Origin of the sequence: Lacrimispora amygdalina (assembly GCF_900205965.1) — a bacterium.
In the GTDB taxonomy this organism is placed as follows: domain Bacteria; phylum Bacillota; class Clostridia; order Lachnospirales; family Lachnospiraceae; genus Lacrimispora; species Lacrimispora amygdalina_A.
On the sequence record NZ_OAOF01000002.1, the window covers coordinates 379,815 to 404,236 of the forward strand.

27 protein-coding genes are annotated in these 24,422 nt (G+C 44.0%); 1 reads left to right on the plus strand and 26 read right to left on the minus strand.

What is annotated here, in order from left to right; genetic code table 11:
* Positions 1 to 63 precede the first annotated feature (63 nt).
* The 22 genes from spoIVB to CRO04_RS26735 form a co-directional block, all read right to left on the minus strand.
* Positions 64 to 1,338 carry a SpoIVB peptidase gene (gene spoIVB / locus CRO04_RS04550; RefSeq protein ID WP_097003030.1) on the minus strand — a complete coding sequence of 425 codons (1,275 nt, stop codon included), beginning with the start codon at positions 1,336 to 1,338 and terminating at the stop codon, positions 64 to 66.
* Positions 1,339 to 1,466: 128 nt separating this feature from the next.
* A complete protein-coding gene (gene recN, locus CRO04_RS04555) occupies positions 1,467 to 3,134 on the minus strand; it encodes a DNA repair protein RecN (protein WP_097003031.1) in 1,668 nt (555 codons plus the stop codon).
* A 12-nt stretch (positions 3,135 to 3,146) separates the two neighbouring features.
* Positions 3,147 to 3,596, minus strand: a complete 450-nt coding sequence (gene argR, locus CRO04_RS04560; protein ID WP_097003032.1) for an arginine repressor — start codon at positions 3,594 to 3,596, stop codon at positions 3,147 to 3,149.
* 12 nt (positions 3,597 to 3,608) lie between these two features.
* On the minus strand, positions 3,609 to 4,466 hold the full coding sequence (locus CRO04_RS04565; RefSeq protein ID WP_097003033.1) for an NAD(+)/NADH kinase: 858 nt from the start codon (positions 4,464 to 4,466) through the stop codon (positions 3,609 to 3,611).
* Positions 4,467 to 4,477: 11 nt separating this feature from the next.
* On the minus strand, positions 4,478 to 5,293 hold the full coding sequence (locus CRO04_RS04570) for a TlyA family RNA methyltransferase (RefSeq protein WP_097003034.1): 816 nt from the start codon (positions 5,291 to 5,293) through the stop codon (positions 4,478 to 4,480).
* 1 nt (position 5,294) lies between these two features.
* Complete coding sequence (gene dxs, locus CRO04_RS04575) at positions 5,295 to 7,196, minus strand: 1-deoxy-D-xylulose-5-phosphate synthase (RefSeq protein WP_097003035.1); 1,902 nt, start codon at positions 7,194 to 7,196, stop codon at positions 5,295 to 5,297.
* Between the two features lie 15 nt (positions 7,197 to 7,211).
* Positions 7,212 to 8,099 (minus strand): polyprenyl synthetase family protein, encoded by an 888-nt coding sequence (locus CRO04_RS04580; RefSeq protein ID WP_097003036.1) that lies wholly within the window; start codon positions 8,097 to 8,099, stop codon positions 7,212 to 7,214.
* Complete coding sequence (gene xseB, locus CRO04_RS04585; RefSeq protein WP_097003037.1) at positions 8,086 to 8,301, minus strand: exodeoxyribonuclease VII small subunit; 216 nt, start codon at positions 8,299 to 8,301, stop codon at positions 8,086 to 8,088. Before xseB ends, CRO04_RS04580 begins: the two co-directional genes overlap by 14 nt.
* A 14-nt stretch (positions 8,302 to 8,315) precedes the next feature.
* Positions 8,316 to 9,602 (minus strand): exodeoxyribonuclease VII large subunit, encoded by a 1,287-nt coding sequence (xseA, locus tag CRO04_RS04590; RefSeq protein WP_097003038.1) that lies wholly within the window; start codon positions 9,600 to 9,602, stop codon positions 8,316 to 8,318.
* Between the two features lie 2 nt (positions 9,603 to 9,604).
* Positions 9,605 to 10,048: a transcription antitermination factor NusB gene (gene nusB, locus CRO04_RS04595; RefSeq protein ID WP_097003039.1), complete on the minus strand. Its 444-nt coding sequence runs from the start codon at positions 10,046 to 10,048 to the stop codon at positions 9,605 to 9,607.
* A gap of 104 nt (positions 10,049 to 10,152) precedes the next feature.
* Positions 10,153 to 11,580: a sensor domain-containing diguanylate cyclase gene (locus tag CRO04_RS04600; RefSeq protein WP_097003040.1), complete on the minus strand. Its 1,428-nt coding sequence runs from the start codon at positions 11,578 to 11,580 to the stop codon at positions 10,153 to 10,155.
* 156 nt (positions 11,581 to 11,736) lie between these two features.
* Positions 11,737 to 12,123 carry an Asp23/Gls24 family envelope stress response protein gene (locus CRO04_RS04605; protein WP_097003041.1) on the minus strand — a complete coding sequence of 129 codons (387 nt, stop codon included), beginning with the start codon at positions 12,121 to 12,123 and terminating at the stop codon, positions 11,737 to 11,739.
* 75 nt (positions 12,124 to 12,198) lie between these two features.
* Positions 12,199 to 13,023, minus strand: coding sequence for a SpoIIIAH-like family protein (locus CRO04_RS04610; RefSeq protein ID WP_207654393.1), 825 nt, complete (start codon positions 13,021 to 13,023; stop codon positions 12,199 to 12,201).
* A 15-nt stretch (positions 13,024 to 13,038) separates the two neighbouring features.
* The gene (locus tag CRO04_RS04615) at positions 13,039 to 13,671 is read right to left on the minus strand and encodes a stage III sporulation protein AG (protein WP_097003042.1); all 633 of its coding nucleotides are present in this window, start codon (positions 13,669 to 13,671) and stop codon (positions 13,039 to 13,041) included.
* On the minus strand, positions 13,625 to 14,302 hold the full coding sequence (locus CRO04_RS04620) for a stage III sporulation protein AF (RefSeq protein WP_242974334.1): 678 nt from the start codon (positions 14,300 to 14,302) through the stop codon (positions 13,625 to 13,627). Before CRO04_RS04620 ends, CRO04_RS04615 begins: the two co-directional genes overlap by 47 nt.
* A 5-nt stretch (positions 14,303 to 14,307) precedes the next feature.
* A complete protein-coding gene (locus CRO04_RS04625; RefSeq protein ID WP_097003044.1) occupies positions 14,308 to 15,483 on the minus strand; it encodes a stage III sporulation protein AE in 1,176 nt (391 codons plus the stop codon).
* 14 nt (positions 15,484 to 15,497) lie between these two features.
* On the minus strand, positions 15,498 to 15,884 hold the full coding sequence (gene spoIIIAD / locus CRO04_RS04630; protein WP_097003045.1) for a stage III sporulation protein AD: 387 nt from the start codon (positions 15,882 to 15,884) through the stop codon (positions 15,498 to 15,500).
* Between the two features lie 8 nt (positions 15,885 to 15,892).
* Positions 15,893 to 16,087 carry a stage III sporulation protein AC gene (gene spoIIIAC, locus CRO04_RS04635; RefSeq protein ID WP_097003046.1) on the minus strand — a complete coding sequence of 65 codons (195 nt, stop codon included), beginning with the start codon at positions 16,085 to 16,087 and terminating at the stop codon, positions 15,893 to 15,895.
* Between the two features lie 10 nt (positions 16,088 to 16,097).
* Positions 16,098 to 16,628, minus strand: a complete 531-nt coding sequence (locus CRO04_RS04640; RefSeq protein ID WP_097003047.1) for a stage III sporulation protein AB — start codon at positions 16,626 to 16,628, stop codon at positions 16,098 to 16,100.
* Positions 16,621 to 17,628, minus strand: a complete 1,008-nt coding sequence (spoIIIAA, locus tag CRO04_RS04645; RefSeq protein ID WP_242974335.1) for a stage III sporulation protein AA — start codon at positions 17,626 to 17,628, stop codon at positions 16,621 to 16,623. Before spoIIIAA ends, CRO04_RS04640 begins: the two co-directional genes overlap by 8 nt.
* A 119-nt stretch (positions 17,629 to 17,747) precedes the next feature.
* A complete protein-coding gene (locus tag CRO04_RS04650) occupies positions 17,748 to 19,772 on the minus strand; it encodes a methyl-accepting chemotaxis protein (RefSeq protein ID WP_097003049.1) in 2,025 nt (674 codons plus the stop codon).
* A gap of 15 nt (positions 19,773 to 19,787) precedes the next feature.
* Complete coding sequence (locus CRO04_RS26735) at positions 19,788 to 21,080, minus strand: hypothetical protein (protein ID WP_242974336.1); 1,293 nt, start codon at positions 21,078 to 21,080, stop codon at positions 19,788 to 19,790.
* 254 nt (positions 21,081 to 21,334) lie between these two features.
* On the opposite strand from CRO04_RS26735, the gene CRO04_RS04660 reads away from it, so the two are divergent.
* A complete protein-coding gene (locus CRO04_RS04660; RefSeq protein WP_097003050.1) occupies positions 21,335 to 21,733 on the plus strand; it encodes a PaaI family thioesterase in 399 nt (132 codons plus the stop codon).
* A 45-nt stretch (positions 21,734 to 21,778) separates the two neighbouring features.
* Here the strand turns inward: CRO04_RS04660 and CRO04_RS27005 are convergent, their stop codons facing one another.
* From CRO04_RS27005 to CRO04_RS04675, 4 genes are read right to left on the minus strand one after another with little or no spacing between them, the layout of a single operon-like run.
* Positions 21,779 to 21,913, minus strand: a complete 135-nt coding sequence (locus CRO04_RS27005) for a hypothetical protein (protein ID WP_278321352.1) — start codon at positions 21,911 to 21,913, stop codon at positions 21,779 to 21,781.
* A 20-nt stretch (positions 21,914 to 21,933) separates the two neighbouring features.
* Positions 21,934 to 22,470, minus strand: a complete 537-nt coding sequence (locus CRO04_RS04665; protein WP_166432466.1) for a DUF3877 family protein — start codon at positions 22,468 to 22,470, stop codon at positions 21,934 to 21,936.
* A gap of 31 nt (positions 22,471 to 22,501) precedes the next feature.
* Positions 22,502 to 23,437 (minus strand): M14 family metallopeptidase, encoded by a 936-nt coding sequence (locus CRO04_RS04670; protein ID WP_097003052.1) that lies wholly within the window; start codon positions 23,435 to 23,437, stop codon positions 22,502 to 22,504.
* A complete protein-coding gene (locus CRO04_RS04675; RefSeq protein WP_097003053.1) occupies positions 23,434 to 24,372 on the minus strand; it encodes a M14 family metallopeptidase in 939 nt (312 codons plus the stop codon). The genes CRO04_RS04670 and CRO04_RS04675 overlap by 4 nt, the downstream gene beginning before the upstream one ends.
* Between the last annotated feature and the right edge of the window lie 50 nt (positions 24,373 to 24,422).

Genomic DNA, 24,422 nt, shown 5'->3' on the forward strand with positions numbered 1-24,422 from the left:
AAGAAAAGGACGGCACCGTAAGGTTACTTACGATTCTGTCCTTTTCTTTCCCGGCATTCTCTGTCAATGATTAACCATGTTTTCGATAAAGATACCATAGCCTCTTGTAGAATCCTGAATAAATACATGGGTAACGGCTCCTATCAGCTTTCCATCCTGAATAATAGGACTTCCCGACATACCCTGAACAATTCCCCCCGTTAATGCCAGAAGATCGGGGTCCGTAACTTTTATTACCATACCCTTGCTTTTGTGGGTTGTGGAGTAATCAACCCGTTGGATCTCTATTTCATAATCACGCACTTTTCCGGAAACATCACTTCGGATATACGCTTTCCCCTTCTCTACATCCTGTCTGTAACCGATGGGAAGCGCATCCTGGGATATACTTTGTTTAAACCGTTCATTTACTGTACCAAAAATTCCTTCTTCCGTATTGGCTTTAATCGTTCCTAAGTTGGATCCCGGACCGTAATAGATAATTCCGCTCATTACACCGGGTTTTCCAAAAGTACCCTTTTCAATACCCAAAATTGCAGTTTCATACAAAGACCCTTCCGTGATCTGAACAACATTTCCCGTATCACTGTCACTGATTCCATGGCCCAGTGCTCCGAACTGTCCGTTCATATCCACGTAGGTCATGGTGCCGATACCCTGGGTATCGTCACGAACCCAGACTCCCAGCTTATAAGATCCATCCTCCGTTTCTATGGGGTTCATCTTAACATCAATGTTCTCATTACCTCTTCTTACTTTTAGTACAGCTTCAGAACCGCCTGTTTTGTTGAGTTCATTCATCAGTGTTTCTTTGTCACTCAGAGGAATGCCATTGATTGCTTCCAGATAATCTCCGGATTGTAAAACGCCAAAAGCTGGTTCTACAACCATTCCATCTTTTTTTGTTACATCACCAGTACCAATTACCATGACTCCGTTTGATTTGAGATAAATTCCCACCGGAGTTCCACAAGGAATGGCATATTTGGTATCTACTACATTTACCTGAATATCTTTTAACTGTATCCAGCCAAACAGCTTTAAACCCAGCTTATAGCTTCCCAGATTCTTAGAATAGAGGGAAAACGGCTGATTCACCTGTAAGTGGATTTTATCCGAAGGAATATTGGAACCGTTTCCAAGAACCACTTCCTCGCTGTCGGAATGCAGCGTCACATCAAAAGGCATGGAGAAATGAAACTGTTCTTCTTCTGCTGCAACGATGTTCAATTTGTCCGGAATGACCCGTTTCATATAAAACCACGTAAATCCGATACAAAAGATCAGGCTGATCCAGAACGCCCTTACAATTAGCTTATGAATTTTCTTTTTTGCCATCTCACATACCTCCTTAGAAGAATAAAGGAGACAATTTTTTGACTCCTTTCATAGTATGTGAGAATTCGTTAAAAACACTCTGTCATATTTTAGTTGAATTCATTTAATTCTGGTGTTGGAACCAGTGATCAGTTTTTCAACTTTTTTTTTGCAGCAAGACGCTTCATCTCTCTGGCGTTTTCTTTTACAGCATCTGTAATCTCCGCTCCTCCAAGCAGTCTTGCAAGTTCTTCCACCATTTCCTCCTCTTGCAATGCCCGGATTCCAGTGGTTGTTTTTCCAGCATCTGCCGATTTTTTAATTTCATAATGAGCATCTGCCATTGCAGCAATCTGAGGCAGATGAGTAATACAGATTACCTGATGACTTCCTGCAATATAAGAAAGCTTTTCTGAAACCTTCTGTGCCGTTCTGCCGCTGATACCAGTATCAATTTCATCAAAAATCAGGGTTGGTATCTCATCGGAATCAGCAAGAACGGTTTTCACCGCCAGCATAATTCTTGACATCTCACCGCCGGATGCTACGGATTTTAAGGGTTTCAAGGCCTCTCCGGGATTAGCGGAAATCATAAATTCTGCTTCATCAAACCCATTTGCCGTATAATGATCCATTCGTTCAAACTCCATGTCAAAATTTACATCAATAAAATTTAAATCATGTAAGCCTTCTTTTATTTTAGCAGTCAGTTCCTTGGCTGTTTCTTTTCTCATATAGGATAATTGTCCGCATAAACCTTCCAGTTTATCCTCGGTTTTAAGGATCTCTTTTTCGGTCTGCTGTTTTAAACGATCATAATCTTCCAGTTCACCCAGTCTTTTTTTCTTTTCTTCCAGATTTTTGAAAATCAGATCTGCACCTTTTCCATATTTTGCTTCCAGATTATGGATTAAATCAAGACGGGACTCTATGGTCTGGTAATCCTCCTCATCAAATGATAATTCCTCCAGATAAGATGAAATTTCATGATTGATATCGCTTAAGATGGAATCCACATCAAAAAGCTGGTCTCTGATGGAAAGCAGCCGTTCGTCATAAACTGCCGCTGATTCCACCTCTTTTAATGCCCGCCCTGTCACATCGGAATTCACCGCATCATAAGCCAGAGAAAGGCTTTCTATAATTTTTTTCCCATGAAGAAACAGACGGTACTTAGAAGAAAGTGCCTCCTCTTCTCCGTCTATTAAACCGGCATTCTCGATCTCTTCTATCTCATAGCGGATAAAGTCCATCTCCCGGAGTCTGGTATCCTCATCAAGCTGAAACGACGCCAGCCGTTCCTTCAGCCGGACATATTCCCGGTAAGTCTCTGCAATATTCATTTTTAGCTCATGGGACTTTTTATCCTGGTAACGATCCAGGATCTCAAGATGTGCTGATTTGTAGAGTAAAGACTGATGTTCATGCTGTCCATGAATATCGATCAGAAGGCCGGTGATTTCCCGCAGTTTTCCTGAAGTAACCGTTTCGTCGTTAATTTTGCTTAAGCTCTTTGATGGCATGATCTTCTTGGAAATAATAACGATACCATCCTGATCCGGATACACATCCTTTTCTTTTAACAGCTGAATCTTTCTGGGATCACTGACGGTAAAAATCAGCTCTATGTAGGCATATTCCGCACCGTTTCTGATCATATCCTTTGGAACCTTGCCTCCCAGGGCAATAGTTACCGAGCCGATAATAATGGATTTTCCGGCACCTGTCTCACCTGTTAATACATTCAGTCCCTCTTTAAACTCCACATCGGCTTTTTCAATTAAAGCTAAATTCTTTACGTGTAATTCTGAAAGCATGGTTTGCCTCCTTTATCCCGTAACAAGTTTTTTCAGTTTATCCATCATCAATATGGTATCATCAACAGTCCTGATGGCGCACATAATGGTATCGTCTCCTGCGATGCAGCCTACCATTTCACTGAAATGAAGGGCATCAAGCGCTGCGGCAACTGCCATTGCCATTCCTGATACGGTCTTAATCACCAGTATATTCTGTGCCATATCCATGGATAAATACCCATCCCTTAAGATCCGGATGTATTTATCACTGAATGATCCCTGGTTTTGAAGCACCATATAGCGCTGCTTGCCGGATTCCGACTGCACCTTTGTCAGTTTTAACTCACGGATATCTCTGGATACGGTTGCCTGTGTTACTGCAAATCCTGCCTGATTCAAATAATCCGCCAGTTCCTCCTGGGTTTCGATCTCATATTTTCCGATCAATTCTACAATCTTACTGTGTCTCTCCAGTTTCATCGTGTCACCTCCTTAGATACCTGCCATTTTGTTCCGAAGATTATCCAAAAATGATAAGTTCTTTAATTTAACTAAAATAGTTTTTATTTCAGCACGTTTTAATTCTATTATGTCCCCCGGCAAGAGCCGCACCGCTGAATCTCCGTCGAACACCGCCGCCTGGCTTATGCCTTCCGGACCCATAATGTCAATTCTGATCCTGTCTTCGGCTGACAGCACAATGCTCCTGGCATTTAAGGCATGGGAACAGATGGGCGTAAGTACGAGCATCTGGGAATCGGGCGCGATAATCGGACCGCCTGCAGATAAATTGTAGGCAGTAGAACCTGTGGGGGTTGCTGCAATAAGCCCGTCTGCTCTGTACTCCGTTAAGAATTCTCCGTTTACAAACACCTTAAACTGAAGCATCTTTAAGTATTCGCCTCTTGTTATGACAATTTCATTCAGAGCGATATCCCGGTAAATCTCTTTCCCGTTGCGGAATGCATTTCCGCTTAACATCATGCGCTCTTCCAGTTTATAGTCATCGTTATAAAGGGCCAGAAGGGCCGATTCCATATCTTCGGTCCTGGATACCTGGGTCAGATATCCCAAAGTCCCCCTGTTGATCCCCAGAATGGGCAGATTGCGTCCGGACAAGTCTCTGGCCGCCTGTATCAGTGTTCCATCTCCCCCCAGAGTAATCACGCATTCCGTAGCTTCCGGCACCATGGCTGAATCGGTATAATGCTTCTCTGACTTCCATTCAACCTTTTCTCCACCGCCAATCAGACAGACTGCTCCCCTGGAAGTAAGAAATTCACGGACTTGCTCTGCGGTCTCCCTGGCTCCCTTTTTATCCGGATTCATGATTACATAAAAATATTTCATACTAAGACTCCTTATTTGCCTTCGCTTAAGTCTTTGTGCGCCTCTTCCACCACTTTTTCAGGATCTACACTGGTATCCGGAAAGCGTTCCCCTTCCGGATGATTCTTTAGATGGAGCAGATATTCAATATTCCCTTCCGGTCCCTTGATGGGAGAGAACTCCAGATGCAGGATTTCAAACCCAATACTGATTCCGTAGCCGATCACGGACCGGATCACTTCCAGATGAACGGACTTTTCCCTTACCACACCTTTTTTCCCCACCTTTTCTCGGCCGGCTTCAAACTGAGGCTTAATCAGGCAGACGATTTCCCCGTCTTTGGTGAGAAGATTCTTTACTGGTAAAAGCACCTTGGTTAGAGAAATAAACGATACATCAATGGAGGAAAATTCGATGCGGTCCTCTATATCCTCAGACGTTACATATCGGATATTCGTCTTTTCCATACAAACTACCCGGTCATCGTTACGAAGCTTCCATGCAAGCTGCCCGTGGCCAACATCCACCGCATATACCTTCACCGCACCGTTTTGAAGCATACAGTCCGTAAATCCTCCGGTAGAGGATCCTACATCCATGCAGATCTTCCCTTCCAGTGTGACATCGAAGTGAGTCATGGCTTTTTCCAGCTTCAGCCCGCCCCTGCTTACATATCTTAGTGTACTGCCTCTCACTTCAATCAGCGCAGCCTCATCAAACATGGAACCTGCCTTGTCCTCTTTATCCCCGTCCACGTATACAATTCCGGACATGATAATGGCTTTCGCCTTTTCCCTGGACTGGGCATGTCCATGTTTTACTAATAGCACATCCAAACGTTCTTTCATTTCACTTCATCTTATCCTTCCATTCCCTGTTCTGGCGTTCCACATCCAGATAATCCTTCTTCATACGCCAGATTATGGAGTCACTGTCAATTCCCAGTCCCTTCCGCAGCAGAGAAACGTTACCATGCTCCACATACGCATCCGGCAGCGCGATGTTTAACACCTTAACGGCTGGATAGTGTTCGTGAATGTACCCGTTAATCAGGCTGCCGTACCCGCCCTGGAGCACATTCTCTTCCATGGTCACAATCAGCCAGTGGTCCGCTGCCAGGCGATCAATCAGTTTTTTATCGAAGGGCTTGATAAAACGTCCGTTTGCAAGGGTGCAGTTCCAGCCTTCCGCCTTCAGCTTCTGCCTTACATGCTCGCCTGTGCTTACCATACTACCGACTGCCAGAAGTGCGATATCTGTTTCCTCATAGATCATCTCGCCTTTTCCATATTCAATGGGTGCTTTAAAATCTCCCAGCCCCTGATAGGCTTCTCCTCTTGGATAACGCACCGCGATGGGACTGTCAAGGGAAAAGGCAAATTCCAGCCCTTTCTCCAGCTCCCAGTCATTCTTTGGGGCAAAAATGCTCATGTTGGGAATAGCACTTAAAAAAGAAAGATCAAAGATTCCCTGATGGGTCTCTCCGTCACTTCCTACCAGTCCCGCCCGGTCAACTGCAAATACCACCGGAAGGTTCTGAATGCATACATCATGAAGCACCTGGTCAAACCCTCTCTGCAAAAAAGAGGAATAAACAGCCACTACCGGCTTTAAGCCGCCTGCTGCCATTCCTGCCGCTGAAGTCACCGCATGCTCTTCTGCAATCCCAACATCGAAAAAGCGGTCCGGATACAGGCTGGAAAACCGTTTTAATCCGGTTCCATCCGGCATCGCAGCAGTAACCGCCACTATTTTCTTATCGTCTTTTGCCAGACTGCAGATGGTCTTTGAAAATACATCTGTATAGTTTAAATTTTTCTTATCTTTCTTCGGTTTTCCGGTAAGAATATCAAAGGGCTCCACGCCATGAAACTTAGATGGGTACTTTTCTGCCGGGGCATATCCCTTTCCCTTTTTGGTAATCACATGAACCAGTACCGTGTGATCCAGATTCTTGGCTTCTTTTAAGGTTCTCGTTAAAGCCTTGACATCATGACCGTCAACCGGTCCTAAATAGGTGATTCCCATATTTTCAAACAGCATACCCGGAATCAAAAGCTGTTTGATTCCGTTTTTTGTCCTGCTGATCTTATCAATGAGCTGCTCACCGATAACCGGAATTCTGGACAGCGTATTGGTAACGTGCTTTTTTAAATCCAGATAACCGTTCCCAGTCCGTATGCTGTTTAAATAGGTGGACATACCACCTACATTCTCGGATATGGACATATTGTTATCATTCAGGATAATGACAAAGTTTTTCTTCATCTGAGCCGCATTATTTAACGCCTCATATGCCATCCCTCCTGTAAGGGAACCGTCTCCGATGACAGAAACCACAAAATGCTCTTTCCCCAGTACGTCTCTTGCCTGGGCAAGTCCCAGTCCTGCTGAAATAGAAGTGGAACTGTGACCGGTATCAAAGGCATCACAGGGACTTTCCTTACGCTTTGGAAAACCGCTCATGCCGCCGTACTGGCGCAGCTCGTCAAAATCCATTCTTCTTCCGCTTAAAATCTTATGGGTATAGGACTGATGCCCTACATCCCAGACGATCTTGTCCATGGGAAGATCAAAAGCCAGATAAATGGCCATGGTAAGTTCCACCACTCCCAGATTAGAGGCCAGATGACCGCCTGTAGTACTTATTTTTTCTATTAGAAAATCACGGATTTCCTGACTTAAAAGCGTCAGCTCCTGTGGGGAGAATTTCTTAATATCGTCAGGTCCGTTAATCAATTCCAGTATCATAGTTTTTCAGATCCTTTATTTTTCCCGGTAAACCAGCATCCGGATCAGTTCTTCCAGAAAGCCGTTCTCTCCCGGCAGCTTTTGAAGGCAGGCAACTGCTTCTTCTGAAATCCTCTCCACAGCCTTCTTCGCCTGTTCCATACCCTCCAATGTTACATAGGTGGTCTTGTGATTTTTTTCATCACTGAATACCGGTTTTCCTAAAACCTGGGCATTGCTGGTGACATCTAATATATCATCCTGTATCTGAAATGCCATACCAATTTTTGATGCCATCTCTTCCACTTCTTTTAAATCGTCTTCCCCGGCTCCAGCCAGCATCGCACCAATCATCATGGAGGCTTCTAAAAGCGCACCTGTTTTTAACCGGTAAATGAAATCCAGTTTATCACACGGAATCGGCTTTCCAGACAGCTCCACGTCAACGGTCTGGCCGCCTATCATTCCGAAAATCCCTGTTTTTTGGGCAAGAATTCCCATAGCCCTGGCTACCCTGTCCGGCCTGTCCGAACATTGAAGTGCTTTTGCTGCTGTCTCCATAGAGTAGATTAAAAGTCCGTCACCTGCAAGCACTGCCATATCATATCCAAATTTTACCCATGCAGTGGGAAGTCCTCTGCGAAGGGTGTCGTTATCCATACAGGGTAAATCGTCATGGATCAGGGAAGAGGTATGGATCATCTCTATGGCTGCCATAAAGGGTTCAATCTCTTTTCCTGTTCCTCCAAAAAGGCGGTACGTCTCCTGCATCAGCATGGGACGCAGTCTTTTCCCTCCTGCACGCATACTATAGTCCATCGCCTCGAGAACGGTACTCTGATGCCCTTCTACAGCTGGAAGGTAGCATTCCACAATCTTCCAGACATCTTTCGTGCGTATGGACAGTTCATCATGAAAGTTCATGTTCTTCACCGTTTTCCTCCAGCACAATTATCTTTTTTTCAACTTTATCTATTTTATCATTGCAGGACTTGACAAGCTTCATACCTGTCTCATAATACTCAAAAGATTCCTCTAAGGAGCTTTCCTGGCTTTCCAGCTTTTTAACCAGCTCCTCTAAATCCTTTAATGTCTCTTCAATGGTTCTTTCTTTTTTTACTGCCATAAGCCTGTTTCTCCTTATTTATCTGCCTCTGACACTTCCTTTGGTTCCACTGCTGTTACTTCGGCTTCTATCGTTCCGTCCATCAGTGTGAGATGAAGAAGATCTCCGTTCTCTGCCTGCATAACAGAATCGATCCGGCGGTTTTGTGAATCCGTAATAAAAGCATATCCGCCGCCTATTTTTGTAAGCGGTGAACAGGCATGAAGACGTCCTGCCAGTAATTCCAGCCTGTGCCTGTCTCTTAACCTCTGCTTTTCCATAAGCTGGCTCATAACAAGAGCCGATTCGTCTAAGTGTCTTCTCTCCGATTCAATCCGGCGATGAATCAGGCTGTTTAATTTCTCCTCCAGATCATGAAGACGCTGTCTCCGCTCACGAATTCCCCGCCTGGGATCAAAATACTTTAACTTTAAGCTATACTGGTCAGCATAAAAGCGGCAGCGTTCCAGCTTCCGCTCCAACATGGTTCTTAAGGTATACCGGATGCTGTCCGTCTGTTCTTTAAACTGTTTATAATCGAATACTGCAAGTTCTGCCGCCGCGGATGGGGTGGGCGCCCGCATGTCCGCGACATAATCTGCTATGGTCACGTCAGTTTCATGACCAACCGCTGAAATTACAGGTACCGAGCAGTTAAATATCGCTCTGGCAACCACTTCTTCATTAAATGCCCACAGATCCTCGATCGATCCGCCGCCTCTTCCCACAATGAGAACATCAAGTCCCATCTGGTCCAGAGCTTCAATACCTTTTACAATGCTTTCTGCAGCACCTTTGCCCTGTACAAGTGCCGGATAAAGATACAGCTGTACAAAGGGGTTCCGCCTGGCAGATATATTCATAATATCCCGGATTGCTGCGCCTGTGGGGGCAGTCACTACTCCCACGCGGTCTGCATATCTGGGGATTTCTTTTTTATATTCCGGGGAAAACATCCCCATTTCCTCCAGTTCCGTACGAAGCTTCAGAAAACGTTCAAATAAATCTCCCATTCCCTCTTTCGTAATCTCCTGGGCATAAAGCTGATATCTTCCGTCCCTTTCATAGACTTCAACGCTCCCCTTTGCGACAATCTGCTGTCCCTCTTCCAGATGAAAGGAAAGACCTTTCCTGGATCCGGCAAACATGACTGCCGAAATAGAAGAGGCTTTATCTTTTAAGGTAAAATATATATGACCGGAAGTATGATATTTGCAGTTGGACACTTCCCCTTTGATGGAAATCCGGTTCAGTGCAAAATCCTGGGCAAACATATTTTTAATATAAGCATTGATCTGGGTTACGGAATAAGCACCTGCCATAATTACACCAGCTTTGCCAGAACTCCGTTAATAAAAGCCGGAGCTTCGTTGCCGCCGTATTTCTTAGCCAGTTCCACCGCCTCGTTGATGGCTACCTTTTCTGGCACATCCTGATCAAATAATATCTCATAAAGAGCCAGACGAAGAATGGTAAGCTCTGCTCTTCCCATACGTCTTGTCTTCCAGCCTTCTGCCACTTCATTTATTTTTTCATCCAGTTCCGGAATTTTATCCATGACTGCCTCTGTCTTTTCTTTTAAATAAGCAGAATTCTCTTCACTCATTTCCACGTCATGGACAATCTCTTCTATCCCTTCCGTATTGAAATCATCCTCTTTTGGTTCCTCAAAATATTGATTAAGCTGCCAAAGCTTCTCCTCTGCGGGGTGAAAATCAGCGCAGAAAAGCATCTTGAAGCAGTGTTCACGCATTTTACTTCTGGTCATTTACCATGGTCCTCCTATTGGTGATTTTGCTGGACGTTTGGAATTATTATACCTTAACAGGGTTTTTTATACAATAGAAACTTTTATGTGCCTGTATGGGATGTTTAATTATAGACAGCAAACTGGTTCTTCCCTTTTCCTTTCGCCTGGTATAGTGCCTGGTCCGCTCGTTTTAAGATCGCATCGTAATCGGATTCATCCTCTTCAATCAAAGTGATTCCAATGCTGGCATGGACCTTTCCTGATAAACGGAAGGCATTGATGATACGCTGTGCAATGGCTTCCGGTTGTTTCCTGCCTCTCATTCCATACAGCCAGATGCAGAATTCGTCTCCTCCGAAGCGGACGATTACATCCTCTTGTCTTGTGCAGGAATTTAAAATCTGGCCTGCCTGTACAAGAACCAGATCACCTTTATGATGACCGAAGGTATCGTTTATTTTCTTAAAATCATCGATGTCAAGGAACATACATGCATAAAAGCGGTTTTTTCCCCCGGCTTTCAGTCCATGCTCCACAAGTTTTTTTGCTGTTTCTCTTGTGTAAACACCGGTAAGATAATCCTTCTGGAGACGCTTTTCTTCTTTTTTCCTGATATGAAGTATCCCCAGAACCAGTAATAACCCGCAAACTAAAAGGAAGGTCGATCCTACAATAAATTTTGCAGAAAGTTCCTTGATCTGATGAAAGGTATTCTCATATCCCTCTGTCTCAACAAAGGTAGCCATAAACCAGTCATTGATTCCCATCGGCTGATAGTAAAGAAGGCGCCTGTAATCATTCTCATAATAAGTAATATAACCGGACTGATGGCTGTTAATTCCATTTTTCATCTCTTCAAGAGTCTGGCCCGGTCCAAATTCTCTGGTTTCAAGCATTTCAAAAAGAGAAATCTGATTCTCACACGCATCACATGTGATCAGAATCTCTCCGTCTTTCTGAAATATCATATTGGCTCCGTAACGGCTTAACTGCGTATCGCTTAAATATTTCTTCAGTTTATCGGCAGACACTTCCAGGCATGCTGCGCCCTTCACTGCACCGTCCCTGATTATGGGAACAGAAAGAACGATACTGTCCCGGCCGTTAAAGCTTCCTTTCAACAGACCGGATACATTCTTTTCACCATCCAGCGCTTTTTTTAAATAGTCACGAGAGGAAATATCCTGAGTTTCATAGTTCCCAAAATAAAGAGTTCCCGACGCATCAGCAACCCCGAACCTGGAATCTTCTTTTTCGTATTCCTGCACCTGCTCCCACCACTGCTCTCTGCCTGTTCCATCCGGCAGCTCGCAATAACTCGCAAACAATTCCAGCCATTCGAATTTGGTCTGCATCATGGTTTCAATATAATTCAGTGCTTTATCATTCTCCTGCTTTAAATCTCTATGGGTCTGCAGAAACAGACTCCGTTCCACTTCATGAAAATAATAGAAATTTAAAACGCAGATGCCGATAATCACTGTCATTACAAGACTTACCAGGATCAGCAAATTCGTCGGATAGTTCCCCCCGTTTCTACGTTTTATCATATAAAAAAACACCTGTCCTTAAGAATCTCCCGATTCACAATATGGTCCATTATAAATCCTGTCCTGATTCATTACAAGGATAATTTTATTTTTCGGCAAAAAAACAGCGGGGAGAACCGGACCTCTGTCCGGTTCTCCCCGCTGTTAACGTAAACTTTATTTGTTTTCTTCCAGTGCTACTCCGGCAATACGGATATTCACATCAAGAACAGAAAGACCAGTCATATTCTCTATGGCATTCTGCACCTTTTCCTGTACTTTTTCACTGACAGAAGGTATACTGTAACCATATTTGATGTTTAAGGACAAATCTACGGAAACGTGTTCCTCCGTCAGTTCCACCTTAACACCTTTGGATAAATTTTTCATGCCAAGCTTCGCCACCAGTTCGTTGGTGATGTTGCCTGCCATGGAATCTACTCCGTCCACTTCTGTCGCAGCAAGACCTGCGATGATCGCCACAACGTCATCTGCAATCTGTACTTCACCGATTTTATCTTTTTCATATACTTTATGAGTATTTCTGTTCTCCAATTCAGCCACTTCGATTCCCTCCTTATCGTATTTCTGGGTTCTGGAATCATTATAGCAAAATTGTCAGCTGTTTGCAAAGGCTTTTTACTCCTCCAGTTTCATCAGAGTAATGACAATACTCTCTGCTCCAACCTCTGTTTTTCTCTTCACGATATCTTCAATCTGGGCACGCTGTGGATCTGTAATGCTGGCTGCATTAACGACTACATCCACTTTTCCGTTTGAAATGCTGACTACCGGATCAGCAAACCCTTTTGCGAGCAGAAGCGTCTCTGCTGCATTCTCTTTTTCAGCAATTGCGGTCATGTCAATCATTTCCTGAATTGCCTGCTGTTTTGCAGCCTCTTCAATATTCGGATTGTTGATTAAATTCATCAGTGTTTCTTTGTTTCTTGCTCTTACCTGTTCTCTGTTTAACTGCACGTTTGATATGTAATCTGCTACGTTCATGCCGCTGGTTAAAACAGCCTCTCCAGGATTGTCAAGACCTGTATCTGCTGCCTGGGTTTCTCCCTCTGCAAGACTGGCTGCTGTCTCATTCTCTGCAGCTACCTGTGTGCTATCGGCTGTTTCATTCTCTGCGCTGCCTGCAGATTCTGCTGCTGCCAGTTTGTCAATATCTTCGGCATCCTGATCCAGACTGGCGATATCCTTACTGGAATCGCTGCCATTTAATGCCTGGTTCTCCGCCAAAATGTCTTCTTCGGAAATATCAGTCATACCAGCTTCATAAGCATCGGTTTGGGAGGCTGCTTCCTGCTTTCCGGCATAATTTAAATATCCGGCGGCAGCAATCATGACTGCCAGAGTTGTAATGATAATCTGGTTTCTTCGAAACAGTTTCTTCATATCCATTTTCTTTGGGGTTTTCGGGACTTTGGGTTCATTGCTTGTTTTCCAACTTTTCATACCTGACACTCCTTTTTATTCCACCCTCTTTAATACTTTTATTTTATGTGGGGGCAGGTTAAATAATGCTTCCATGGCACTGGAAATTTCAGCTTTTACCGTAGGACTGCCTCCGCCCTGGGCACTGATGATAATTCCTTCTATTTCCGGACGTATTTCTTTCTCCACAATGGGAGCCGTATTTTCTCCCTGACCGGTAAGAATGGTACTCTCCTTTAATTCCGCACTTGTAATCTTTCTGGTTCCTCCGGATGTATCATTTTCTTCCGTAGAGGAACTGGAATTGTCTTTATCCACTCTTAAGACCTTTTCCTCTGAAGATTTTAATACAATCATCACTTCCACCTGACCGACACCGTCCACGGTTTTTAGAATTTTCTTCACCCTGGCTTCCAGCTCTTCTTCATAGGTCCGCTGAGCGGAAACGGAAACGGCAGCATCTCCGTCTGCAGGCTGTGTCACAATTCCCTGCTGTAAAGTGGTCTGCTGCTTATTTTCTTTTTGTGCAGTCTTTTCCACTTTCTTTGCAATTCCCGGACCTGACGGAAATGTAAGGATCAGGATTATCATTCCAACCGCCAGCAGGATCAGCCATTTATCCTTACCCATCTTCCATTTGAATTTCAATATCCTGTTCCTCCAAACCATAATATTCCGCAATCCTCCTTCTAAGACCAGAAAGACTGGAATTTTCTTTCTGCTCTTCATTTTTTTCGTCTTTTATACTTTTTTCGTTACTTTGATCCGATTCTTTTACTGTTATTTTAATATTTTTTACATCCTCTATTTTCTTAACCGGATCCAGATTGCTGCCAACAGAAGCTGCCTCCTCTGCCTCCATTTCTTGCTTACCGGAGGTAACCACAAGGGAAACCTTCACCACATGGCCGAAACGATCACTGGACTGATCACTGTTGATTTCTGCACTGGTCTCTACGCAGGAAAACCCAGCTGTTTCAGCCATCGTCTCCAGATCTGTTCCCACCGCTTTCTCGTAACCGGAAATCATGCGCTTCAGCCTGGTTTCCTCCATTTTAGAAACTTTCCCTGACAATTCACCGGCTTCCTTTTTCAGACTGATGGCTTCGAACGAATAGGCCAGTTTGTCATCCAGTCTTAATCCTCCTGTAACTGGCTTTAACACAAGAAGAATGAGCACCATTCCGGCAAAGAATTTTATATATTTTTCATATTTTTTATTTGGCAGCAGATTTTCTGCCACAGTAATAAAAATCAGATAATAAGTAATGTTTCTGATCCATTCATATAATTGTTCCATGCCGCTCACCCTGTATAATAGGTAACATTGGTTGAGGCACACACAAGTGCTATGGTAACGATAAATAAAATCATTCCTGATACAGCAACAGACAACAGCATCTTGTGTCCCTTTGCCATATCAGAGATACAGGAAATGATCCGCTTGTCGCATACCGGCTGCAAAAGGGCTGCCACACATTGATAAAACAACATTAAGATAACAAGCTTTAAGATGGGAACAATGGTAAGAACAAGCAGAATCAGGATACCGGCTGCTCCGATGGTATTCTTAATCAGTACGCCGGAACCCAGCACCATCTGGGCCACCGAGCTGACGCCCTGTCCAATACCTGGAATTGCACCCACCAGCTTTTGAAAAACACCAGTCTTTAAGGAATCTATATAAGGAAGTACCATGGACTGAATCAGATGAAAGCCCAGCACCACTCCAATCAGGGTTTTTAAGCTCCAGGAAACTACCTGTTCCAGCAGCTCCGTCAGCTTGGAAAGCATGTCTTCCTTTGCGATATGTCCTGCCATGACCAAAAGGGCATACACCCGGATCAGTGCCAGCAGTACAGAACCTAAGAGCCACTGTGCTGCAGATAAAACCACCAGGGTAAACTCATAGGATGCCACTGCCGTTGCACTGCTTCCCGCAAATGCTGCCGCCAGAAAATACGCAGGCATCAGCACCTTCATAAATCCCAGTATCTGCCCCACCACATCACTGACTATGGTAATGCTGGTAAAGAAGCTGGCTGCCAGATATGTAAACAATAATAAATAGGTAACAAAAAATCCGGTTTCTGAAATCTGGCTGCCGGTAAATACGCTGGAAAAGTTAGAAAAAACCGCCCCAATGATGCCCAGCACAAGAATCTGTCCCATCATATGCCCACTGGTTTCAATCTCGCCTATCAGCATTTCTTTTAAAGCACTTCCGGTCTGGCTTAAAACTTCATTCAGTTTTCCATCCATGAGACTTTTCATCAAATCCTGAAAGGAAAGATTCAGCCCCTGATTTCCATTTCTCTTATCCAGAAATTTCTGGATATCACTTAAATCATACTGGTCCAGATCAAGTTCCTGGGTAACCTCTGTCTCCTTATCTTTGGTCTGAGGCTCTGCCCCCCAGGTAAGGCTGCAGGGAAGAAGAAAACACAAAAGAAACACAAGAAACAGAAACCTCCTTTTCATGGTTCTTCCTCCTGTCATGATAAAAATACCTGCAATGTCTCAATCAGTGCCAGAAGAATTGGCATACTGACTGCCAGTACGGAGAGCTTTCCAAAAACTTCAATCTGGGTCCCTACCGCGCCGTATCCCGCATCTTTACAGATTCCGGAAGCAAACTCCGCTATGTAGGTAATCCCGATCATCTTTACCAGAGTGGCCAGATAGACGCTGTTGATTTTTATATAGGACTGGATTTCTTTCATGGTATCAAGGATTGTGGTAAGCTTCCCAACCCCATAAAAAAAGATAAAAAACCCTGCCGCAAGGACCAGAAAGGTTCCGTATTCCCCCTTCATTCCTTTTAAGGAAACTGCCAGCAGTACTGACACAATCCCCACAACAGCTATGGATACAACCGTCATATTCTCACCTACAATGCAAATAAATTTTTTATGGATTCAAACAGCTGATAGATGTAAGGTACCAGCCAGAACAGCACAAGAATGAGCCCTGCCAGGCTTGTTAAGAATGCCTGTTCTTCCCGCCCGCTGTGTTTTAATACCTGACAGATGACGGAAACCAGGATTCCCACTGCTGCAATTTTAAATATCAAACTGACTCCCATGCTATCCTCCTTAATACATGACTATGGTCAGGAATAAACCGCCCATAATGCCAAGACTTGTATATAACCGGCTTTTTTCCTGCTTATGATTTCTTAAATATCCGATTGTCAGATCCAGTTGCTCCAGATAAAGGAGGATTGTCCTTTCCTGCATTCCGGTATCTAAATATCCCAGATGCTCACCCAGACCCTTTAAATTCTGCTTATCCTCGCCGGAAAGGCACACCGCTTTGGGAAGCCCGTCAATCTCCTCCTGCCAGATTCCGTAAAAGCTTTCACCTCTCTGCCCCATTAACCGTTCTGAAACCTTTAAAAACAAGTCTCCCATCTGCCCCCCTGCCTTCCTGCCTGTCCGCTCAAAAGCTTCGGCAAGGGGAGAATTGGCATAGACGATCTCTCCTTTTAAAAGAAAAACCATTTTTCTTAAATGCTCCACTGTCTTTAAATGCTCATTCCACTGAGCCGCCATATAAAAACCAAGACCGGAGCAGGATATAATTACAAGGGCTGCCCCTGTCAGTCTCAACCATGTATTAACCATATGCCCTGCTCTCCTGCTTATCCGGCCGGTATCCGGTCTGGTATATATTTGCCTTATAAAGCTGTGTTCCCCTGGAATCAAAGATCTGGTCAATATTTCCAATTCTTCCTAAATTGTTTAAAACGATATACCGTTCAAAAATCTGTTCTTCCAAAAGGGTTCTTAGCACCGGCTTCTGCTTTAAATCCTCTATGGAACTGCCGTGTACGGTTGCAATCAGCTTGCATCCGCAGTTCATCACATACTCTATGGCGTCTAAATCCTCCCTGCTTCCCACTTCATCCACTGCAATCACTCTGGGAGACATGGTGCGGATTAACATCATCATCCCCTTTGCCTTGGGGCAGCAGTCTAAAATATCGGTGCGGATTCCCAGATCATTCTGTGGTGCCCCCTGATAACAGGCTCCTATCTCAGACCGTTCATCTACCACCCCCACGTTCATTCCTTCAAACTCCCCGGAGCCATCTGATATCTGACGGATCAGATCTCGAAGCAGCGTGGTCTTTCCGCACCTGGGAGGGGAGATAATAAGCGTATGGCATACTTCCCTGTGATTTTTATAAATGAAAGGCAGTATGGGTGAAGCACAGCCTTTCACCTGATGGGACAGACGGATATTCATAAAAGATATGTATTTCATGGTTTTTATGCCAGACTCATCAAGGATTGTCTTGCCAGCAATACCAATCCTGTGTCCCCCCTGTACCGTAAGGAAGCCCTGCTTTAGTTCCTCTTCAAATGCATACAAAGAGTAATTGCTCATGTATTCCATGGTTTCCTTCAATTCGTTTTTTGAGATTATATATGCATCTTCCAGCCTCTTACTGATCTCCCCTGATCTGGTTAAATAGGACTCCTCGTTTTTGTATACCATTATAAGAGGGGCCGCCACGCGGAGCCTTATTTCCTGGACTTCGTCAAAGCTTAAGACCACCTTATTTAAGATTTCTCTTATGTTTTTCGAAAACAGATTGATCAGCTCGTCTTTTCTCTCCACTCTCATCCCTCCTCTTACCTCAATATATGAAAAGTGGGACAAATTATGACTTAAAAAAAGTCCGCTCTTTGCGGCGAAATACTGACGCAAAAAACGGACTTCTTATGAAATTTGTAATTCTAAATGTTTTCTCTCAGTTTAAATGCCTCCACTGCCTGTTTGAGTGACTGGGCCAAAGAATCCAGTTCTTCACTGGATGCAGAGCTTTCCTCGGAGGTGGCCGCGTTATTCTGCACTACTGTGGATACCTGGGATAATCCCTGATTTATTTCCTCCATTGCCTGCACCTGCTCCTTTGATGCCACAGCAATTTCCTGAATAATTTCATCTACCAGACCTGCTTTTTCTTCCACTACTTTTAAAATATGGGCAGACTGGTCTGCCAGCTTTCCTCCCTCTGCTACCGTAGTTACAGAATGACCGATTAAGTCCGCCGTCTGCTTTGCTGCCTCCGCGGATTTTGCCGCTAAATTACGTACTTCATCCGCAACTACCGCAAACCCTTTTCCTGCCTCTCCTGCCCGGGCCGATTCCACGGCAGCGTTTAAAGCCAGGATGTTGGTTTGAAATGCAATGTCCTCGATTACTTTTGTAATGTTTTTAATCTTCTCTGATGCCGCACCGATTTCTATCATGGAGCAGTCCAGTTTATCCATATATTCATTTCCTTCCCTGACTCCTGATACAGCTTCCTTTACAAATCTGGCTGCATTTTCAACCCGTTTTTCATTTTCCTCTGCCTGACTGGATACCGTTGAGACAGAAGCGTTTAATTCCTCCACCGTAGCAGCCTGTTCCGTTGCACCGGTAGCAAGGGACTGGGAAGCGCCGGATATCTGCTTTGCCCCTTCTGCTACCTGATCGGAAGACACACGGATGTTTCCTAAAACAGAATTCAGATTTAAAATAATTCCTCTTAAGGAATCCTTTATCTGCACAAAATCTCCTTTGTAATCCTGGTTTACGCTGACCGTGCAGTCCCCTTTTTCCAGACTGGAGAGTATGACTGCAATTTCATTGATATAATTGTTTAAAATTGATATTGTACCTGTAAATGATCTGGAAAGCGTCTCCAGTTCATTGCCTGTATTGATCTGGGGAACGGGCGAATGAAGATCTCCTTCTTCCAGAAGGCGGATTCTGTTAACCAGAGTTAAAATAGGCTCAACAATAGGTTTTGCAATACGGAAGGCAATAACAAATGACAGGAGGATCATAATCAGAGTGATGATCATGGTGCTAAAGATGGAGGTGCGAAAGCTTGACATCATCTCCGATTCCTTTGTCACCACACCAATGGACCAGCCATCCGTGCCCTTTATGGGAGTATAACCAGTGGTCATATTTACCCCTTTGAAATTAACGGTCTGGATTCCTGTCTTTCCTTCTATCATATCCTTCATCTCATCGGATGTTCCCTGATAGTTCTTATCTGTTTTTGCTATTTCGATGTAGTTTGTCTGATCATTCACCCGGTCTCTGTTTTTATGGGCGATAATCTTTCCCTCTTTATCAATAATAAATCCATAGCCGGACTCCCCAACCGCTACACCATCAATCATAGTGCTGAAGGTATCGGAATCCAGAGTTGCGATGACGATTCCGTTATAATTTTTGCTCTTTGCCTTTGCAGATACAATCAGTACGGTTTTACCGGTTACTTTGCTCACAATTGTGGAGGAAATATATGTATTGCCTGCAATAGACTGCTTAAAATACTCCCGTTCACTGACCTCCCCTCCATCGCTGGTTTTCCCGTCAGCACCTGCGATGGAAAGTGTTGCAAAACCGTTGTCTTTTGCAATCTGAGAAAGTAACTGGGTTCTCTGATCCGTACTTAAGGATGGATCTGTAATCTCCGCATTCTGTGCAATAAATTCAATCCTGGTTCTGTAGACATCAATGGAATTCTCCACTGACTGGCTATAGGCAGTGGCACATTCCGTCAGACGAAGCTCAATATTTTTCTTGGCATCCCGGTAAAACATCAGGCCGTTAATCACCCCGTAGACTGCTGATATGGAAACTGCCATACCGATAATCCCAAAAAGAAGCCTCCTGTTAATTGACTTGTTCTTGTTTGTAATTTTTCCGCCGATTGAGTTCTTTTGTTTCAATGTTTTTTTGTTTTCTTTTTCCATCATATTGCCCCTTCTTATTTATTCTTTTGAGTAATCACCATCCCGCCAGCCAATCAGTACATTGATCAAAGTGGGAATTATGAGTGTAAATAAATTAATATAGGATACCAGTGTAAGCCCTTTGGAAACAAGGCTGGTAAGCCCTACCTGAGAAACGCCCCAGGTCATTATAATATAGAACAAAGTGAGCAAAGCGCCTCTTTTGTTTCTCTTTGCTGCTGCAGTCTCCGGATTTTCTCCTGTCTTTTTCTGATACCAGTTGAGCACACGGTCGTTAAAGCCCTGAGCATAATTGATGGCCGTGGAGATTGTGGCAAAAAAGATGGAGATGGTAATGAGCGTCAGTAAAACCGCCTTAATCCGCTCTCCCCCAAAGCCGTTTTGCACCACCAGAATGGTATATACCGCCTTTCCAGATTTCCAGCCTTCTAACACCTCAGAATAATTGGAAGCTAAATTAGCCACTGTCATCTCAAGAAAGATCCAGTTCAATATAACAGAAAGGACCACTGCCCAGCGCAAAGTGCTTTTGTTTTTAAAAATCTGTGCGTGGTTCACATAGGCCCCGAAGCCGCCAAGATTCTGTCCGGAAAATATGTAGGCCCAGCAAAGGGCAGTCAGAAGGTAGCTCAAAAAGCTTCCGGCTCCTGATGCAATTCCCTTATTCAAGGAATCTCCCATTACTCCCAGCTCGCTTGCCAGCCTGCCGCAGGTGATATTATAAAACAGGTTGGGAACATGGATTGCCAGTAAAGTGACAAAAATTACTGCGCTCATAAAAACCGCATTTTTTCTTACCAGCCCAGCTCCCTTCATGCAGAGAACAAACATGATGATGCCAACGGCAAAGGTGGTAAGCAGATAAGGCATACCCGTCAACTCTGCCAGCGCTGATCCGGAGGAGGAGTAGGCAAGAGCCATACAAACAATCAAAAGCCAGTTAAAGTTAAATTCGTACACAATCTGCATGGGTTTTGCAAGCTTGCCTCCCATAAAACGGGAACCGTATTTTTTCAGAAACACCCCATAGTCAAAGGTCTTGAAATCCATGGCAAATTTCATAAAAAAATAAATAATAAAGCAGTTGATTGCCGCTACCACAAGCGGCATGAACAGGCAGAAATAAGACTGTGTTACTTTTGGGAGCATTCCGTAAAATCCCGTATTCAAGAAAAAATAGGACCAGGGTGTGGAGCCAGCGGCAAATCCTCCTCCACATTGGGAACTCAATGCGATGGAGACAAATATAATTACCGTTTTCCAGTCTACCGCACTGGTTTGATTTCTGTTACCTGCTCTTCCGGTGCTCATGATGCCATCCTCCTTCTCATTATGACGAACCAGCCTCTCTTAAAACCGCAAGTCGAACTGTGTCGTTTTTTTAACAATATAGTCATATTATAAGTCATGCATGAAATAACATCCAATCGATCCATCCTATATGTAACTGCCGATTGATAGTTTTTAACCATATATTTATTTACTGCTTGTATCCTGCCGGAAAAGTATGATATATTGCAGAAAGTACTAAAATGCTTTCATATTTTAAGAAGGAGGAAGACCAAATGCGGGAAGAAATTATGGAAGGAATCAGGCGTCACATCCTCCCTTTAAGCGGAGTAGAGAATGCCAATCTTTTAGAAGTCTGGCCCGGACACTCAAAGATTTCCTTAGATATTACAGACAGTGCCCTGAATTTGTATGGAAATCTCCATGGAGGCTTTATCTTTACACTTTGTGATATTACAGCGGGAATGGCTGCTTATGCTTACGAATACGCCAATGTCACACAGCATGGGAACATCGATTTTTTAAAGGGGATCAGCTCCGGTCAGATATTCGTAGAGGCAAATGCCATTCACAAAGGAAGCCGTTCCGTGGTAAACAGAGTGGAAGTCACATCTTCAGAAGGTACGCTTCTGGCAGCCGGTACCTTTACCATGTACTTACTTTCGGCTCTTTAGGCATAAAAAAAACGTATGAGGTTCTATCCTCAATACGTTTTCTTTCTATTGGTTTAAAATTCTCCGCACCGACTGAACCGGTTGGAAATCCACATTGGTTATTTTGATCCCATCTTCAGGACCGCTGGCATGAATTAAGATCCCTGTAAATAAGACTGCAATCAATGTTTTCTTATGCATGGTTTCTCCTCCTGTAAATTTTAGAGTCCCATATCTTTCACGTCTTCTGACAGAAATCTGTGGTATGTTCCATGATTATCGTGGAATTTAATGAAATAACGGTAAGAATCCCTGGCCGCATCTTCGAAATACAAAATATAATCGCATTCTTCCCCGTCACAGCTTTGGCAGATATATCTGCCGTCTGAATATTTTGAAAATACATTTTTAATATCTTTCAGCTGTACACCAGGTTTTTCGATAATCTCAATAAATTCTCTTAAAAACCCACTCTTCTCTTCCTGTTCCCAGACGTAGCGTGCCCCTTCAGGTGGAATGAGAAAACAGAACCGCTCCTGACTTTTGGTGATTTTTATTTCTCCCAGCCGGTCTTTTACATAAGCTTTGAATTCTTTCAGTGCTGTTTTTATTTCATCATTCGAATCTCCTGCTTTCAGGATATTCAACAATGCTTTTTCAGGATAATAAAACCGGATTACTTCGTTTTCATATCCCAGTTTCATCTGTACTTCCATGATTGAATTAATGAGCATACGCTCCAGAGCAGCATACTGCATGTCCGCTCTCCTTTCCATTCTTTACGGCACATTATTCGTGAAGCCGCCGTATGATTTTAAAAATAATCCCCCCCTCAGTAACGAATGGCTGGGAATGGGAAAAGAATACAATTCCTTCTGTAGGTGCAAGAATCTGGCTTATAATCTCTCCCTCATAAGGATCCAGGATATCTGCCAGAATCTCCCCCCTGCTCACTTCCCTGCCAGGCTTTACGTGAGGGCGGTAAATTCCGGCACAGTCTGTCCTGACACTTGATAAATCGCTTTCTTGAAGTACGGTTGCAATATAGCCGCTGTGACTGGTGTAACGCACCATCCCCATACGGGTTAAAAACCGCAGCACAGAAGCCACTGCTATACGGGCAGAGGGTTCATCAATCTGATCCGTTCCGCTGGTATAGATGGAGAATGCGCTGGTATTCTTTAACTGCCAGTTGTAATTCAGTGTAGCCTTATCAAATGGCTTGGCATCCCGAACCACCACATAGGGAAGTCCGAAGAGATTTGCAAGGCTTGGATTCTGAAATCCGGTATCCATCATACGCACATGGGGGACGAAATTGCCGGGTATATAAAAACTGGTAAACTGGATTCCATAGCTGTATTCTTTCACTGCGTCAAAAATGCCTGACGCAATCCTCTTTGTGGTTTCTCCGCTTCCGTCTCCCGGATACATGCGGTTGATGTCCGAATCGTCAGTCGGCCAGAACCGTTTTCCAACATTGAGGGAAGCTGTATTTACAGTAGGGATGACCATGATCTCATTGCCTTTAATAATGGCTCCCCGCTCTTCTAATTCCTTTAGCTGTCTGATCAGCTGGGAACAGATATAGAGCTGCTGCACCTCATTGCCTCTGCATGCGCCAACAATACATGCCGACTTTTCCCCTTTGCCGAAATGATATCCGTATAAATTCATATCGTCCCTGTAAAGATTCTTCAGGGTAAAAATGGTCTCTTTCCTCATACCTGCTCACCTCCCAGCACCCGCGCCAGCAGAGATCCTGCCGATACCACCGGATATTCCCTGAGGGTAAATACCAGTCCGTCTATGGGGGAAACCACTTCTTCCAGAATCGTTCCGGACAGGGGATTTAAGATCTGTCCGATTGGCTGGCTTTCTTTCACTGTACCAAGATGCTCCACCAGAGGCATAAATATACCCGGGCTTTCCGCATGTAAAAGCCCCAGTTTCCGGTTAAAGGAAATCATGGGTTCTTTGGGAATAATGGTTTCTCCAGTCCAGATTCCCAGTTCCTTCATCAGGCAGAGAATTCCTTGCGCAAGCTGCTTTCCATAGCGTTTCGTGATCCGCATCCCCACTCCCATTTCAACAACAAAGGTAGGGACTCCTATGCTGTTTAACCCATGAGACAGGGTGGAATCCAGCACTACCGCATTCTTATAAATCCAGACCAGATCCACATTCATCAGCTTTGCATAACCAATCAGCTGGTCCGCATAGGCTTCACTCATACGGATCTGGGGAATCTCTCTCAGAAAGATATTGCTGGCATGTAAATCCACACAGAAATCAGATCCGGAGATGTCATCCATGATCTGGGAGGCAATATGTTCCGATACAGCCCCCTCTTCATCTCCTGGAAAAATCCGGTTCATATCTATATCATACCCGGGCAGACCTCTTGTAATCGAATCAATTCCAAGAGGATTGAGTGCCGGGTAAATATCCACAATCCCTGTTAAATGTTCTCTGTTTTCCCTGATAATACGGTTAATCTCATAACATACAAACTGGCCCTCCAGCTCGTCCCCATGAACTCCGGTGACAATACTGAGCCGCTTCTCTTTACCGGTTACTGTCTCTGGCTCTAATCTGTTCTTATATATGTTCCAGCTTTCTCCTACAGGCAGACCTACGGATGCAACTGTTTTAATCATACTTCTCATCACCCTTGTTCTTATACTTTATTACATTATAAGAATAAATC